A 14,263-nucleotide genomic window follows, 5' to 3' on the forward strand; every position below is an offset into this window, starting at 1 on the left:
CGTACGTCCTGAGCAGCCGCTCGTACTCGGCCCCCGTCACCGGCATCACCGTGCCGTGGCGGGGGCTGGCGGGCAGTTCGTAGTCCGTGGACATGGTCCACTTGCCCGAGGCGAGATCGGTGGTCTCGAAGGGTACGTAGCCGCGCAGGCCGTACTCGTCGATGAACAGGTACCACTTCTTCTCGGTGTTGGACTTGAACACGGTCGGCCCCTCGCCCCGCTGGATGGAGCCGCTGCCGATGCAGTCGGAGACGAAGTCGTACTCGGTCGAGGTGAGGGCCTTCGACTTCTCGCCGGTGATGAACTTCGAGCACGGCGAGCTGGACGACGGGTCACGCTCGTCCTTGGTGTAGCGGTAGTAGGTGTCCTCGTACTTCACGACCGTCGAGTCGATCACCGAGTAGCCCGGGTCGTCCCAGACCTTCGGCTTGCTGAAGGTGCGGAAGTCCTTCGTCGTGGCGTACAGCATCTTGTTGTACGTCGATCCCGTGTGGTCCGGGTCGTCGTCGGCGTACAGCTTCGACGCCCAGAAGACGACGTGCTCATGCAGCGCGTCGTCCCAGTACGCCTCCGGGGCCCAGGTGTTGCCCGCGTTGTCGGGGGCGACCCTGACCAGGCGCTGGTTGGTCCAGTGGACCAGGTCGGTGGAGTCCCAGATCATGATCGACTTGCTGCCGTGCCGCTGGACGTAGTCCCAGCTGCCGCTGCTGTTGTTGTACATCCGCAGGTCGGTGGCGATCAGATAGAACTTGTCGCCCTTGGGGGAGCGCATCACGAACGGGTCGCGCAGGCCCTTCTCGCCGATCGTCGACGTCAGGACCGGCTTGCCCTGGTTCAGCTCGCGCCAGTGCAGCGGGTCGTTGCCGCGGCTGAGGGCGTAGCGGATCTGCTCGCCGTCCGCGGTGCCCTCGCCGGTGAAGTAGGCGAAGAGATACCCGGCGTACTTGGGGTGCTTCACGGGTGGGGCTCCTGAGTGCGCGGTGCCGGGCGGTGCGGTGAACAGGCCGAGGAGGAGAGCGAGGCAGGCGACGAGCACGGCTCTGGGACGCATGGGCAGTCCTGTCGGAGTGTGGGGGTTTCTGTTGGGGGATGCGGCGCCCTCGGAGTGTCATCAGCGGGAAACGGCACGTCAACAGGTGAGCGGGGGGCGGGAGTCAGTGAAAGTTTCGCTTGCTTTCGGGGAGACGCGGCAACCTCTTCCGGTCACGGCGGCGACTGGCTTTCAGAAACGGGCCGGCGAGGGCCCCTCCGGCCCCGTTTCGCTCCCACTCCCTAGGAAAGGAACGCCCAGTGCGACTCAGCACCGGACGCCACCGCAGGACGCGCACGCTCTCGATCGCCGCGGCGGTGGCCCTCTCCGCCGGGGTCGGCGGCGTCTACCTCGGCCTCTCGGGCGGCGGCGCCGAGGCCGCCGCGACGACGGTCACCGTGTCCTCCACGGCCCATCTGGAGTCGGCCGTGAAGAACGCCGCCGCGGGCACCGTCATCCAGGTCCGCGGCGGCACGTACTATCCGACGGCCACCCTCAAGTCCACGGCCGGCGGCACCGCTTCGAACCGCATCACGCTGCGGGCGTACGGCAGCGAGAAGGTGAGGATCGACGGCTCCAAGCTGCCCGCCGGGTCCTGGCTCACCGGGATCTACGGCAGCTACTGGACGGTCCAGAACCTCACCTTCCAGCACTCCCCGGCCCAGGGCCTCGTCGTCACCTCGTCCACCGGGGGCGTCTTCAAGAACCTGGTCACCGCGAACAACGGCGACTCCGGGTTCACGCTGCGCGGCGACAACACCGTCGACAACCTCGTGCAGAACCTGGACAGTTACGGCAACTACGACCCCGCCGGGCACGGCCAGAACGCCGACGGCATCGCCATCAAGTTCGGCTCGGGCACGGGCAACAAGGTCACCGGCGCCCGCCTGTACAACAATTCCGACGACGGGCTCGACCTGTGGCAGTTCTCCTCGCCGGTCACCATCGAGCACTCCTGGGCGTACGGCAACGGCAGGAACCGCTGGAACGACTCCGCCTTCGAGGGCAACGGCAACGGGTTCAAACTGGGTGGCGGGGGCGTCGCCGTCGCGCACGTCGTCAACAACAACGCGGCCTGGGACAACACGCTCAACGGGTTCACCGAGAACTCCAACACCGGGGCGATCGTGCTGAACCGCAACACGGCGTACGCCAATGCGCAGGCCGGGTTCTACTTCGCCACCGGTAAGGCACGGTTGGCCCGCAACCTCGCGGTGAGCGACAAGGGCGGGCTGGACAAGCTGGGTCCGAAGACCGTCTCCGCGGCGAACAACTGGGACGGCGGGGTGGGTACGCCGGCCTTCAGATCGACGGATGCCACTTCGGCCTACGGCGTCCGCAAGCCGAACGGCTCACTGCCCGCGACGACCTTCCTCACCACGGGCTCGACGACCATCGGCTCGACGATGAACTGAAGCCCACGACGATGAACTGAAGCACACGGGGACAAGCTGAAGCCCCCGAAGGAAAACGCCCCGCCGGTCGTCACCGGCGGGGCGTTCTTCTGCTGACCGAGGGGGGCTCAGGTCAGCAGGTCCAGGCAGTCGAACGACGTGCCGGCGCTGAGATAGGCCGTGCCGCCCGAACCGCTCACGATGTTGATCTTCAGCACGTTGTACTGGGAGGTGTCCGTCTTCCACGCACTACTAGGGACGTTGAAAGTGAAGGTGTGGTTGTTTCCACGGTAGGAGCCCGTGGTGAGGGAACGAGTCGAGGGCTGTGTGGGTGCTGTGGGAATGGCCGAAACCCAGTCGTTCACGGTCACCCGCGGCCGCCCGCCGGCGAACGCGTCCGTCACCCCGACCCGCAGCGTGTGCGCGGCCGCGGCTTGCGCCTTGGTCAGCTTGAAGTGGACCAGGATGCCGTCGTTGACGTCCTTCCACATGTACGCCGGGAAGGATGCGGCCTCGCCGCCGCTGCCGATGGTGACGTTGCCGGTCCACTTGTCCGCGCGGCCGTCGGAGGGATGCGCGTACGTCATCAGCTCGGCGTTCTTGAACTCGCCGGGCGTGCCGTCCCAGTCGCCGAGCCGCCAGACGGCGGAGGCGGCGGACGGGTCACCGGTGATGCTCAGGCTGTGCAGGGACGTCGTACCGCCCGCCGTCACCTTCACCGACTCGGTGTGCACGGCGAGTTCGCCCTTGTAGACGGTCAGGGTGTACGTCCCCGGGAGCATCCCCTTGCAGGAGAAGGCGCCGGTTCCGGCCGCGGCCTTCGCCCAGTACTGCGCGTCCGTGTTGGCGAAGCCCACGGTGTAGGGGTACTTGGCGTCCATGCCCTTCAGCCCGACGCCCGCCACCTTGCCGCGGCCCGCCCTGCCGACCCAGCCGGTGATGCCGAGCCCGTCCACCCATGAGGTGTCCAGGTTCGCATGGGAGAGCGAGGAGGCAGGGGCGCCGCCGTCGGTGAGGGCGATGACGTAGGGGCCCTGGAGGCCGAAGCGCTCCGCCTCCGTCTGGGCCTCGTTGTAGTGCAGGATCTCGTACAGGCCCGCGCCGCCGTCGTTCGAGTGCCGCAGCAGCGAGCGGTAGAAGGGGCCGCCGGACGCCTTCTCGTGGTTGGAGCGGACCATCCAGAGGCCGACCGAGCCGGTGGTGAAGCCGACGTGGTCGTAGTCGATGGTGCGCTTGCCCGAGTAGTGCTTGGAGTGGGTCGTGCCGTCCGGATGCCGCCAGACGTCACCGGCCTCGATGATCTTGTCCGTGGTCGAGTTCCAGGCGTCCGAGCCCGTGTTGGGGAACATCCCCGGCTTGAGGCGGACGATGTAGCGGGTCGCGGTGAAGGAGGCGTCCTTCTTGTCCGTCCACAGGTAGACGTTGTTCTGGCCGCTGCGGGCCGCGTACCACTGGGTGATCGCACCGTGCACGACCTTGATCAGGATCGTCGGGCCCGACTGCCTGATCGTGACTTCGGATGCCCCGAGCCCCGACTCGACGTGCGAGTGCTTGCCGCCGTAGCCCTCGTACTCCTTGCCCTTGTAGACGAGGGACGTGAGGTCGCCGGTCGTCTTGGAGACCTTGAAGACCAGGGAGGAGCCCGTGTCGACGACGTAGTTCCTGCCGTCGTCCTTGTAGCCGAAGGCCGCGGCGGACGCGGCCGACAGCAGGCCGGCGCCTCCCGCCATGGCGGCGCCGGTGGCGGCGACGCCGAGCGCGGAGGCCCCGAGCACCCGGCGGCGGGTGAGCTGTCTCTTGTGCGTGCTCAAGGGGCGAATTCCCGTCGTACTTGAATGTTCACTCAGCTGCAGGTGAAGAGGAAGTCTGCTGCTTCCTGGTTGCCGCCGCCGAGGAACGGGTTGCCGCCCTCTTCAAGATTTTTTGCGCGAGATTCCGTGCAGGCCCCTTTTACGAGTCGCCCGCGTCGTTCGTGTGGGCCGCGAAGTCGCCGCCCACCGCACGCTGTGTGCCCTTCGCGGTGGCCGTGATCGCGTAGGTGTCGTCCTTCGCGTCCCGGCCGCCGCGCTGGTGGTTGTACTGCCCGGCGAACACCCACTCGCCCTTGGGGACCGTACGGCCCGCCTTGAGCGTCCAGGTGTAGACGAGGAAGCCGTTCTGCTCGCCGACCGTGAGGTCGAAGTCCTGCTCCGGCAGCGCGCGCCAGGCACCCGTGTCACTGACCCCACCGGTCTGCGCGACCTTCAACTGCACTGTCAGGGCGGTGAGTTGTTCGCTCGTCTTGAGTGTGATGTCGCTCTGCGCCCAGAAGTCGTTGCTGTGCGGGTCCACCGAGGCGTCCGACGACAGCGGGCCGTCCTGCTCGCCGGCGGCGGGCGCCAGCACGGAGGCGGAGGGCTTGGGGGCGGGGGTGTTGCTCGGGTTGTGGGGCTGCGGCGCGGTGCTCGGCGTCCGCTCCACCGGCGGGACGGGCGCCCGGCTCGTCGCATCGGGCGACGGCGTGGGCGTCGGGGAGACCGAGACCGTCTGCTGCTGCGGGGGAGTGTCGTCCTTCACCGCGGATGCCACCGCGTAACCGCCGACCGCGAGCATGCCCGCGACCGCGGCCGTCGCACTCACCACGCGGGCCCAGCCCCACACCGGCGGACGGGTCGCCCGGTGATCCGGGCGGCCGTGCTCGCTCATGCCCCGCTCGATCCGCGCCAGGATCCTGGCCCGGTCCGGCTCGTGCGCCTCGGCCGTCTCGTGCAGCCGGGCGCGCAGCTCGCCGTGCACGTCCTGCTGCCTCATCGGTCCGTTCCTCCGCTGTCGCCGCCGCGCGCCATCGCCGCGTGCACCTTCTTCGGTACGCCCTGGGAGCCGAGGATCTTCTGCAGCTCGGCCATTCCCTTGGACGTCTGGGACTTAACCGTACCCACGGAAACACCCAGAGCGAGAGCGGTGTCCTTCTCCGACAGGTCGAACGCGTGCCGGAGGACCACACACGCCCGTTTCCTGAACGGCAGCCTGCGCAGAGCCTCCTGGACGTCGACAACGCCCGCTATGTCGGGATTCTCGGTCTTCTCCTCGCGCTGCGACCAGAACAGCGAGATCCGCCGGCGCTCGCGCACGGCGCTGCGGATCCGGGTGCGGGCGAGGTTGGCGACGACTCCGCGGGCGTAGGCGGCCGGATGGTCCGCGGCGCGCACCCGGTCCCAGCGGTGCCACAGGGCGAGCAGTGCGTCGGCGGCCAGATCGTCGGCGGCGTCCGCCTCACCGGTCAACAGATGGGCGAGCCGGGACAGTTCGGCGTAGTGCCGCTCGAAGAAGGCATGAAACTCCACGGAGGCTGCATCGTCGACGACCGTGCCCACGGGCGACCTCTCTGTGTGTGGCATGTAGATGACATGTGCTCATCCGGAGGAGGCCCGGACGAGATCCGGAAGCGTAGCAGTGATGAACAATGGGTTCGTACGGGGCTTCGAACGCAATCTGGCGGGCCGACCGATTCCGTAACACGGAGAAAACCTGAAACGGGTTCACCGCGGGAACAATCCAGCCAGCATCCGCACACTGATCCATCAGGCACCTAGGAGCACCCGCCATGTCCGACACCAAGAAGACGGTCGACCGGCCAAGTGCCGCGCCACCAGCGGCGAACGGCGTCGACCGGTTCTTCAGTATCTCCGAGCGGGGATCCACCTTCGGCCGGGAGATACGCGGCGGCTTCGCCACGTTCTTCACGATGGCCTACATCCTTGTCCTGAATCCCATCATCCTCGGCAGTGCGAAGGACAAGTTCGGCCACAGCCTCGACACCGGCCAACTCGTCACCGCCACCGCCCTGGTGGCCTGTGTGATGACGATCATCATGGGCGTCGGCGGCAACCTCCCGCTCGCCATCGCCGCCGGCCTCGGCCTCAACGCCGTCGTCGCCTTCCAGCTCGCCCCGCTGATGAGCTGGTCCGACGCAATGGGCCTCGTCGTCCTCGAGGGCATCCTGATCTGCGTCCTGGTCCTCACCGGACTGCGCGAGGCGATCATGAACGCCATTCCGCAGCAGCTCAAGCAGGCGATCGGCGTCGGCATCGGTCTGTTCATCGCCTTCATCGGCTTCGTCGACGCCGGGTTCGTCAGCCGTATCCCGGACGCGGCGCAGACCACCGTGCCCGTGCAGTTGGGGGCCGTGGGCCGGCTGACCGGCTGGCCGGTCCTCGTCTTCTGTCTCGGCGTGCTGCTCACCATCGCGCTGCTCGCGCGCAAGGTGAAGGGCGCGATCCTGATCAGCATCGTGACGATGACGATCGTCGCGATCATCATCGATGCGGTGGCGGACATCAAGAGCTGGGGTCTGACCACCCCGCACGTGCCCGACAAGATCGTCTCCACGCCCGACTTCGGGCTCATCGGTCACTTCAGCCTGTTCGGCGGCTTCGCGAAGGCGGGCATCCTCACCGCTGTCCTGCTGGTGTTCACCCTCATCCTGTCGGACTTCTTCGATGCCATGGGCACCATCGTCGGCATCAGCGCGGAGGCCGGGCTGCTCGACGAGCAGGGGCAGGTGCCGGGCATCGGCCGGGTGCTGTTCATCGACGGCGCGGCGGCCGTGGCCGGCGGTCTGGGGTCCGCCTCCTCCAACACCGCGTACATCGAGTCGGCGGCGGGTGTCGGAGAGGGGGCGCGCACTGGCTTCGCGAACCTGATCACCGGTGGGTTGTTCGGGCTCGCGCTGTTCCTGACGCCGTTGCTGACGATCGTGCCGCTGCAGGCGGCTGCGCCTGCGCTGATCGCGGTCGGGTTCCTGATGATGACCCACGTCAAGCACATCGACTGGGACCGGTACGAGATCGCCATCCCGGCGTTTTTGACCATCGCTGCGATGCCGTTCACCTACTCGATCACCGATGGCATCGGGGCGGGGTTCTTGGCTTACGTCGTCATCAAGGCGGTGCTTGGTAAGGCCAAGGAGGTGCACTGGTTGCTGTGGGGGGTTTCGGTGCTGTTCCTTGTCTACTTCGCAATTGACCCGGTTGAGCAGATTCTCGGGGTGAAGTGAGGGACGCTGCGCGGCCGGGTGCGGGTTTGTTGTGGCTGGTCGCGCAGTTCCCCGCGCCCCTGAAGGGGCGCTCCCCCCAGGGGGTTACTTCAGCGCCGCTTGCATGACCGCCTTGGCCACCGGGGCTGCCAGGCCGTTGCCGCTGACCTCCGAGCGGGCTGCGTTCGACTGCTCGACCATGACCGCCACGGTGACCTCCTTGCCGCCCTTCTCGCCGTAGGACGTGAACCAGGCGTACGGCGTCTTGCTGTTGTTCTCGCCGTGCTGGGCCGTGCCGGTCTTGCCGCCCACGGTGGCGCCCGATATCTGGGCGTTCGTGCCAGTGCCCTTCTGCACCACCGTCTGCATCGCCGACTGCAGTTGTTCGGCGGTCGAGGAGCTGACGATCTCCTTGGTGCTCGTGCTGTCGTCGTAGTTCTCCAGCACGTCACCGCCGCTGTCGGTGATCTGCGAGACCATGTGCGGCGAGACCAGCTTGCCGCCGTTGGCTATGGCGGCGGACACCATGGCCATCTGGAGCGGGGTCGCGGTGACGTCGTACTGGCCGATGCCCGTCAGCGCCGTGGAGGACCTGTCCATGTCGGACGGGTAGACGCTGGTGTAGGCCCGCACCGGAACGTCCTGCTCCGTGTCGTTGAAGCCGAACTTCTCGGCCATCGCCTTCACCTTGTCCTGGCCGAGGCTGACGGCCATCTTCGCGAAGACGTTGTTGCAGGAGTACTGCAGCGCGGTGCGGATCGTGGCGTTCTCACAGGGCGCGTTCGGGTTCTCGTTGGACAGGTCCCGGGTGGTGCCCGGCAGCGTGTACGGGTCGGGGCTGTCGGTCTTCTTGTCCACGTTCGGGTAGAGCCCGTCCTCCAACGCCGCGGCCGCGACGACCAGTTTGAACGTCGAGCCCGGCGGCAGCGGCTGGCGCAGCGCGCGGTTGGTCAGCGGCTTGTCGGAGTCCGCGTTGAGCTTCTTCCAGGCCGTGCCCGCGGTGTTGGCGTCCGTCAGCGACGACGGGTCGTACGACGGCGTCGACACGATCGCCAGGATCCTGCCGGTCTTCGGGTCGATCGCGACGGCAGCGCCCTTCTTGTCGCCGAGCGCGTCGTACGCCGCCTTCTGCACGTCCGGGTCGATGGTCGTGACCACGGTGCCCGGGTCGGCCCGCTTGCCGGTGACCGTGTCCATCACGGTCTTGAGGCGGTTGTCCGTGCCGTCCAGGAGGTCCCGGTAGATGCCCTCCAGCTGGGTCGGCGCGTAGGCCTGCGAGGCATAGCCCGTCACCGCCGCGTACAGCTTGCCGTCCTTGTACGTGCGCTTGTACTTGAGGTCGCTGTGCTTCGTCGCCGCGGAACCGGTGATCGAATCGCCGCCCACGATGATGTTCCCGAGCGGGTCCGCGTACGTCTCGATCGCGTTGCGCCGGTTGTCCTTGTCGTCCGCGAGGGCCTTGCCGTCGTAGAACTGCACCCAGGTCGCCCTGGCCAGCAGAGCGAGCACGAGCAGCAGTGTGAAGACGGAGGCCCGCCTGATCGTCTTGTTCATCCCACTCGGAGGACGATCAGGAGGCAGTGAATCGTTCCCGTGCGTCCGCTTTTCTCATCGGACGTTCATTCACAGCGGTCAGGCGTCCAGCGCGAGCACGAACTCGTCGATCTCCCCGCCCCGCGCGTTGGCGAACCCGGAGGCCTGGGCGGTCACCCGGAACCCGCACTTCTGCAGGACGCGCAGCGAGCCGGCGTTGTCGGCGGCCGCCCGGGCGTACAGCGGACGCTCGGGCACCTGGGCGACCAGCTCCCGCAGCGCGGCCGTGGCGATGCCCCGGCCCCAGTGGGCGCGTTCGATCCAGTAGGTGACCTCGCGCTCGCCCGGCTCGCCGTACACCGCGGCGCTGCCCACCACGTCACCGTCGACCAGGACCGTGCGCAGGACGTCCTCCGAGGCCCTGATCCGTTTCCAGTGGGCGTCGAACGCGTCCCGGTCGGCCGGGTCCTTCGGGGTGAACGCGGCCATGCGCAGGGCCTCGGGATCGTTCATCTGCCGGAAGAAGACCGGCAGATCACTGTCATGCACTTCACGGAGTACGACGTCCATGACGTCGAAGCCTAGGAGTCAGAGCCTCCGCGTCGCCAGGGTCAGCCGGTCGCGCGCGTCGAACAGGGCGTCCTTGACCATCTGTTCGTGGGCCGGGGTGAGGCGCGCAACGGGCACCGAGCAGCTGATCGCGTCACGCGCCGGAGTCCGGTAGGGGATCGCGACACCGAAGCAGCGCAGGCCCAGCGTGTTCTCCTCGCGGTCCACGGCGAAGCCCTGCTCCCGGACCTGGTGCAGCTCCTCGATGAGTTTCTCCCGGTCGGTGATGGTGTTCTCGGTGAGCGCCGGCAGGGTCTCCGGGAGCATCTTGCGGACCTGCTCGTCCGTGTATGTGCTCAGCAGCGCCTTGCCCAGCGAGGTGGAGTGCGCGGGAAGCCGGCGCCCCACCCGCGTGAACGGGCGCAGATAGTGCTGCGACTGGCGGGTGGCCAGGTACACGACGTTCGTGCCGTCCAGCCGGGCCAGGTGAATGGTCTCCGTGGTGTCGTCCGACAGCCGGTCCAGGGTCGGGCGGGCCGCCGCGACCACCTCGTCGCCGTCGATGTACGACGTACCGACCAGCAGCGCCCGCACCCCGATGCCGTATCGCGTGCCCGTCGCGTCCGTCTCCACCCAGCCCAGCTCCACCAGCGTGCGCAGCAGCATGTACAGACTGGACTTGGGATAACCGACGGCCTCCTGAACCGACGCCAAGGAGTGCATACCGGGCCGGCCTGCGAAGTACTCCAGCAGTTCCACCGTCCGCACCGCGGACTTGACCTGCGCCCCGCCGCCTGTCTCGCCTGCCGACATCGCCCTTGACCCCTTCGTTCGACGGGAAATAGTCTCCAACAGCATATTCATCATCAGAGACAGCGTTCAGTATATCGAACGACCCTGGTGGATGACCCAGATACTGCGGCAATACAAGCAGGACATACCGCAAGACATACGTGGAGGGACCCGCGGTGGCAGCAGCACCAGTCTGGAGTGTCGACCCCCGTACCGGGAAGCAGCGTGAACAGGTTGCGGTGGAGGCCACAGCCCAGGAGGTGGACGCCGCCGTCCGCGCCGCGCACGCCGCGCGCGGCGCCCTCGCCGACCGCGCGGTGCGCGCGGCCTTCCTGCGCACCGCCGCCGAGCAGCTCGAGGCGGCGAAGGACGGCCTCGTCGAGACCGCCGACGCCGAGACCGCGCTCGGCCCGGTCCGGCTCAACGGCGAACTCGCCCGCACCTGCTACCAGTTGCGGGCCTTCGCGGACATCGTCGACGAGGGCGCCTTCCTCGACGTGATCATCAACCACCCCGACGACACCGCGACCCCGCCGATCCCGGACCTGCGCCGCTACAAGGTGCCGCTGGGCGTCGTCGCCGTCTACTCGGCCTCCAACTTCCCCTTCGCCTTCTCGGTGGCCGGCGGCGACACCGCCAGCGCGCTCGGCGCGGGCTGCCCGGTCGTCGTCAAGGCCCACCCCGACCACCCGGCCCTGTCCGAGCTGGTCGCCAAGGTGCTGCGCCGGGCCGCCGCCGCGCACGGCATCCCCGAGGGCGTCGTCGGCCTGGTCCACGGTTTCGAGGCGGGCGTTGAGCTGGTCAAGCACCCCCTCGTCTCGGCGGCCGGCTTCACCGGTTCCGTACGCGGTGGCCGTGCCCTCTTCGACGCGGCCGCAGCGCGCCCGACCCCGATCCCCTTCCACGGCGAGCTGGGATCCCTGAACCCGGTCGTCGTCACCGAGGCCGCGGCGGCCGAGCGCGCCGAGGCGATCGGCACGGGTCTCGCCGGATCGATGACGCTGGGCGTCGGCCAGTTCTGCGTGAAGCCGGGCCTGGTGCTCGCACCGAGCGGTGCGGCCGGTGACCGCCTGGTGAAGTCCCTGACGGACGCGGTCAGCGACACGGACGCCGGGGTCCTGCTGGACCACCGCATGCGCGACAACTTCATCGCCGGGGTCGCCGAGCGTGCGGAGCTCCCCGAGGTCGAGTCCCCGGTGACGCCGGGCGCGGGCGGCGAGCACACGGTGAGCGCCGGATTCCTGACGGTCTCGGCGGACAAGCTGGCGGAGGAAGGCCAGTACGACCTGCTCCTCGAGGAGTGCTTCGGGCCGGTCACCGTGGTGGCCCGCTATGAGGACGAGGCCCAGGTGCAGGGCGTGCTGTCGCGGCTGCCGGGCAATCTCACGGCGACGGTTCATCTGTCGGCGGAGGAGGCGGCCGGGGAGGGCCGCGGCGCGGAGCTGCTGGCCGAGCTGACGCCGCTTGCCGGGCGCGTGCTGGTGAACGGCTGGCCGACGGGCGTTGCGGTGGCTCCCGCCCAGCATCACGGCGGCCCGTACCCGGCGACCACGTCCACGTCGACGTCGGTCGGCGGTACGGCCATCGAGCGGTGGATGCGGCCGGTGACGTACCAGACGGCGCCGGAAGCGATCCTTCCGCCGGAGCTGCGGGACGCCAACCCGCTGGGGTTGCCCCGGCGGTTCAACGGGAGGCTGGAGCGGTAGCGCTCCGCGGGGTGCGCCATAGGGGTGCGGGTTGTCTGCGGACTGCGGCTACGGTCATGGCTTGTCGCGCCCACGCGGCGGAGCCGCAAATCGATACAGCCCCGCGCCCCTTAGGGCGGCTTCACCGGGCCTGCGACAATCAGCTGATGGATGTGGAACTTCCCGAACTGCCTTTCGCTCTCCGAACCTACGGTCCCGACGGGCACTGGTTGTACGAGGACGGGATCCTCAGCGGATGGGCCGGGCCCCGGCAGGACCGGTTCGTGCCGCCCACCGGGGAGGCGCTGGAGCCCGCCTCCGACGCGCCCCGGCTGCTCGGGGCGCCCGAGGGGGACTTCCAGCTGATCGCGCGCGTCACGGTCGGGTTCGCCTCGGCCTTCGACGCGGGGGTGCTCTACGTCCACGTCGGGGAGCGGGCCTGGGCCAAGCTCTGCCTGGAGTACTCCCCGGACGTGCCCACCGTCTGCACGGTGGTCACCCGGGGACACTCCGACGACGCCAACTCCTTCACCGTGGACGGCAGTTCGGTCTGGCTCCGGGTGAGCCGCACCGGCCGCGCCTTCGCCTTCCATGCCTCCCGTGACGGCAAGCGCTGGACCTTCGTCCGCCTCTTCACCCTGGGCGACGAGAAGGAGACCGGCGACGCCCTCGTCGGCTTCATGACCCAGTCACCGATGGGAGAGGGCTGCGTGGTCACCTACGACCACATAGAGTTCCGCCCCACTTGGCCCGCGGATCTGAGAGACGGCAACTGAGCGCTCCGCGGGATGTGCGGTGTTCGTCTGCGGCGCCGTCGTGGCTGGTCGCGCAGTTCCCCGCGCCCCTTCAGGGCGCTACCGCAACCGGGACGTAGCCGCAGCCGTCACGGCGAGCAACCCCGCGCTGATCACCAGGCTCCACCGCAGGCCTCCGGTAAACCCGTCGGACACCAGCGTCCCGAACACCGCGATCCCCAAACCCCCCGCCACCTGCCGCGCAGCATTGAGCACACCGGCCGCGAGTCCGGCCCGCTCCGCCGGCACCGCGTCCATCATCGCCGCCGTCAGCGGTGGCACCGTCAGCGCGCAGCCCAGGGCCAGCGGCACGAGGAGCGCGGCCACCAGGACGGAAGACGTGCCGGCGTCGACGTACAGCAGGACGAGCAGTCCCGCGACGGCCAGCGCCTGCCCCACCAGCATCGGCAGCCGCGGCCCGTACCGCCCCGCGAGCTTGCCCGCCGCCACGTTCGTCACCGCGATCAGGCCCGTCATGGGCAGGAACGCCAGCCCGGCGTGCAGCGCGGACAGGCCCTGGACCTGCTGGAAGAAGAGAGAGAAGACGAACACCACGCTGTAGAAGGCCACGCTCACCGCCGCGCCCGCCGCGACGGTCACGGCCACAGTCCGGTTGCGGAACAGCCCGAGGGGGACGACGGGGTGCGGGCTGCGGGTCTCCACGCGGAAGAAGGCCATGGCCGCCAGGACGGCGACGGCCAGGGCCGCCCACCCGGCCGTACCGCCCTCGATCACCGCGAACGTCAGACCGGTGAGCGCCACCACCGCCGTCGCCTGCCCCGGCAGGTCCAGGGGCGAGGGGCGGCGTTCGGAGCGCGGGGCGCGCACGAGCAGGGCCACGATCAGCGCCCCCACCGGCAGGTTCACGAAGAAGATCCCGCGCCAGTCCCACGCCGTGGTCAGCAGACCGCCCGCCACCGGACCCAGCGCGACCGCCACCGAACCGCCGGCGGCCCACGTCGCCACCGCCCGCGCACGCCGCTTCGGCTCCGGATAAGCCTGCCGCACCAGCGCCAGCGAGGCCGGGAGCACGACGGCCGCCGCACCGCCCTGCACCACCCGCGCGCCGATCAGGGACGGCAGGTTCGGCGCCAGCCCGCAGGCCGCCGAGGCCAGCGTGAAGACCGCGGTGCCGAGCGCGAACGCGCGGCTCGCCCCGGTCCGGTCCGCGAAGGCCCCCGTGGACAGCATCAGCGCGGCGAAGGGAAGGGTGTAGGCGTCCACCACCCACTGCAGGCCGGACATCCCCGCGCCGAGGGAGGAGCCGATCGCGGGCAGAGCCACGTTCACCACGGACGCGTCGAGGCAGATCAGCGCGAAGCCGAGGAGGGCGGCGGTGAGGGTGAGCCCGGGGGAGGGCCGCTTGGGCGTCAACTCCGCCTCGGAGTGGGCGGGTTGTACGGCCTGGAGGATCCGGTCGGTCGACATGACTCCATGCTGCTGAGCTCCGCCGTCGTACAGTAGTGGCCCGA

The 14,263-nt window shown here is 69.0% G+C and carries 11 protein-coding genes and 1 pseudogene; 4 read left to right on the forward strand and 8 right to left on the reverse strand.

What is annotated here, in order from left to right:
- Position 1 precedes the first annotated feature (1 nt).
- Positions 2–1,051: pseudogene (locus tag IH68_RS0113375) on the reverse strand (glycoside hydrolase family 43 protein); the annotation flags it as partial.
- Between the two features lie 239 nt (positions 1,052–1,290).
- Here IH68_RS0113375 and IH68_RS0113380 point away from each other — a divergent pair.
- Complete coding sequence (locus IH68_RS0113380) at positions 1,291–2,445, forward strand: right-handed parallel beta-helix repeat-containing protein (RefSeq protein ID WP_030933564.1); 1,155 nt, start codon at positions 1,291–1,293, stop codon at positions 2,443–2,445.
- A 107-nt stretch (positions 2,446–2,552) separates the two neighbouring features.
- Here IH68_RS0113380 and IH68_RS0113385 read toward each other — a convergent pair whose 3' ends face one another.
- From IH68_RS0113385 to IH68_RS0113395, 3 genes are all read right to left on the reverse strand, one after another.
- Entirely contained in the window at positions 2,553–4,235 is a 1,683-nt protein-coding gene (locus IH68_RS0113385) for a rhamnogalacturonan lyase B N-terminal domain-containing protein (RefSeq protein WP_030933566.1), read from the reverse strand.
- Positions 4,236–4,374: 139 nt separating this feature from the next.
- Entirely contained in the window at positions 4,375–5,214 is an 840-nt protein-coding gene (locus IH68_RS0113390) for a hypothetical protein (RefSeq protein ID WP_030933568.1), read from the reverse strand.
- On the reverse strand, positions 5,211–5,777 hold the full coding sequence (locus IH68_RS0113395; protein WP_030933571.1) for a SigE family RNA polymerase sigma factor: 567 nt from the start codon (positions 5,775–5,777) through the stop codon (positions 5,211–5,213). Before IH68_RS0113395 ends, IH68_RS0113390 begins: the two co-directional genes overlap by 4 nt.
- 230 nt (positions 5,778–6,007) lie before the next feature.
- Here IH68_RS0113395 and IH68_RS0113400 point away from each other — a divergent pair, with 230 nt between their 5' ends.
- Positions 6,008–7,459, forward strand: coding sequence for an NCS2 family permease (locus IH68_RS0113400; RefSeq protein WP_030933574.1), 1,452 nt, complete (start codon positions 6,008–6,010; stop codon positions 7,457–7,459).
- A gap of 84 nt (positions 7,460–7,543) precedes the next feature.
- Here IH68_RS0113400 and IH68_RS0113405 read toward each other — a convergent pair whose 3' ends face one another.
- The 3 genes from IH68_RS0113405 to IH68_RS0113415 all read right to left on the reverse strand — a co-directional run bounded on the left by IH68_RS0113405 (position 7,544) and on the right by IH68_RS0113415 (position 10,333).
- On the reverse strand, positions 7,544–8,992 hold the full coding sequence (locus tag IH68_RS0113405; protein ID WP_030933576.1) for a peptidoglycan D,D-transpeptidase FtsI family protein: 1,449 nt from the start codon (positions 8,990–8,992) through the stop codon (positions 7,544–7,546).
- 78 nt (positions 8,993–9,070) lie between these two features.
- Entirely contained in the window at positions 9,071–9,541 is a 471-nt protein-coding gene (locus IH68_RS0113410; RefSeq protein WP_030933579.1) for a GNAT family N-acetyltransferase, read from the reverse strand.
- An 18-nt stretch (positions 9,542–9,559) separates the two neighbouring features.
- Entirely contained in the window at positions 9,560–10,333 is a 774-nt protein-coding gene (locus IH68_RS0113415) for an IclR family transcriptional regulator (RefSeq protein ID WP_004002235.1), read from the reverse strand.
- Positions 10,334–10,488: 155 nt separating this feature from the next.
- On the opposite strand from IH68_RS0113415, the gene IH68_RS0113420 reads away from it, so the two are divergent.
- Both IH68_RS0113420 and IH68_RS0113425 read left to right on the forward strand, forming a co-directional pair.
- On the forward strand, positions 10,489–12,018 hold the full coding sequence (locus IH68_RS0113420; protein WP_078912435.1) for an aldehyde dehydrogenase (NADP(+)): 1,530 nt from the start codon (positions 10,489–10,491) through the stop codon (positions 12,016–12,018).
- 146 nt (positions 12,019–12,164) lie between these two features.
- A complete protein-coding gene (locus tag IH68_RS0113425) occupies positions 12,165–12,773 on the forward strand; it encodes a DUF1349 domain-containing protein (RefSeq protein ID WP_030933586.1) in 609 nt (202 codons plus the stop codon).
- A 78-nt stretch (positions 12,774–12,851) separates the two neighbouring features.
- On the opposite strand, the gene IH68_RS0113430 is transcribed toward IH68_RS0113425, so the two are convergent.
- Positions 12,852–14,219, reverse strand: coding sequence for an MFS transporter (locus IH68_RS0113430; RefSeq protein ID WP_030933589.1), 1,368 nt, complete (start codon positions 14,217–14,219; stop codon positions 12,852–12,854).
- Positions 14,220–14,263: the final 44 nt, after the last annotated feature.

It is taken from the genome of Streptomyces sp. NRRL S-646 (assembly GCF_000720765.1).
Lineage (GTDB): Bacteria > Actinomycetota > Actinomycetes > Streptomycetales > Streptomycetaceae > Streptomyces.

What these genes read in the sequence shown, in the direction of transcription:
- IH68_RS0113390 (WP_030933568.1), bottom strand. Translation starts at nt 5,214, where the DNA reads ATGAGGCAGCAGGACGTGCACGGCGAGCTGCGCGCCCGGCTGCACGAG.
- IH68_RS0113400 (WP_030933574.1), top strand. Translation starts at nt 6,008, where the DNA reads ATGTCCGACACCAAGAAGACGGTCGACCGGCCAAGTGCCGCGCCACCA.
- IH68_RS0113405 (WP_030933576.1), bottom strand. Translation starts at nt 8,992, where the DNA reads ATGAACAAGACGATCAGGCGGGCCTCCGTCTTCACACTGCTGCTCGTG.
- IH68_RS0113410 (WP_030933579.1), bottom strand. Translation starts at nt 9,541, where the DNA reads ATGGACGTCGTACTCCGTGAAGTGCATGACAGTGATCTGCCGGTCTTC.
- IH68_RS0113415 (WP_004002235.1), bottom strand. Translation starts at nt 10,333, where the DNA reads ATGTCGGCAGGCGAGACAGGCGGCGGGGCGCAGGTCAAGTCCGCGGTG.
- IH68_RS0113425 (WP_030933586.1), top strand. Translation starts at nt 12,165, where the DNA reads ATGGATGTGGAACTTCCCGAACTGCCTTTCGCTCTCCGAACCTACGGT.
- IH68_RS0113430 (WP_030933589.1), bottom strand. Translation starts at nt 14,219, where the DNA reads ATGTCGACCGACCGGATCCTCCAGGCCGTACAACCCGCCCACTCCGAG.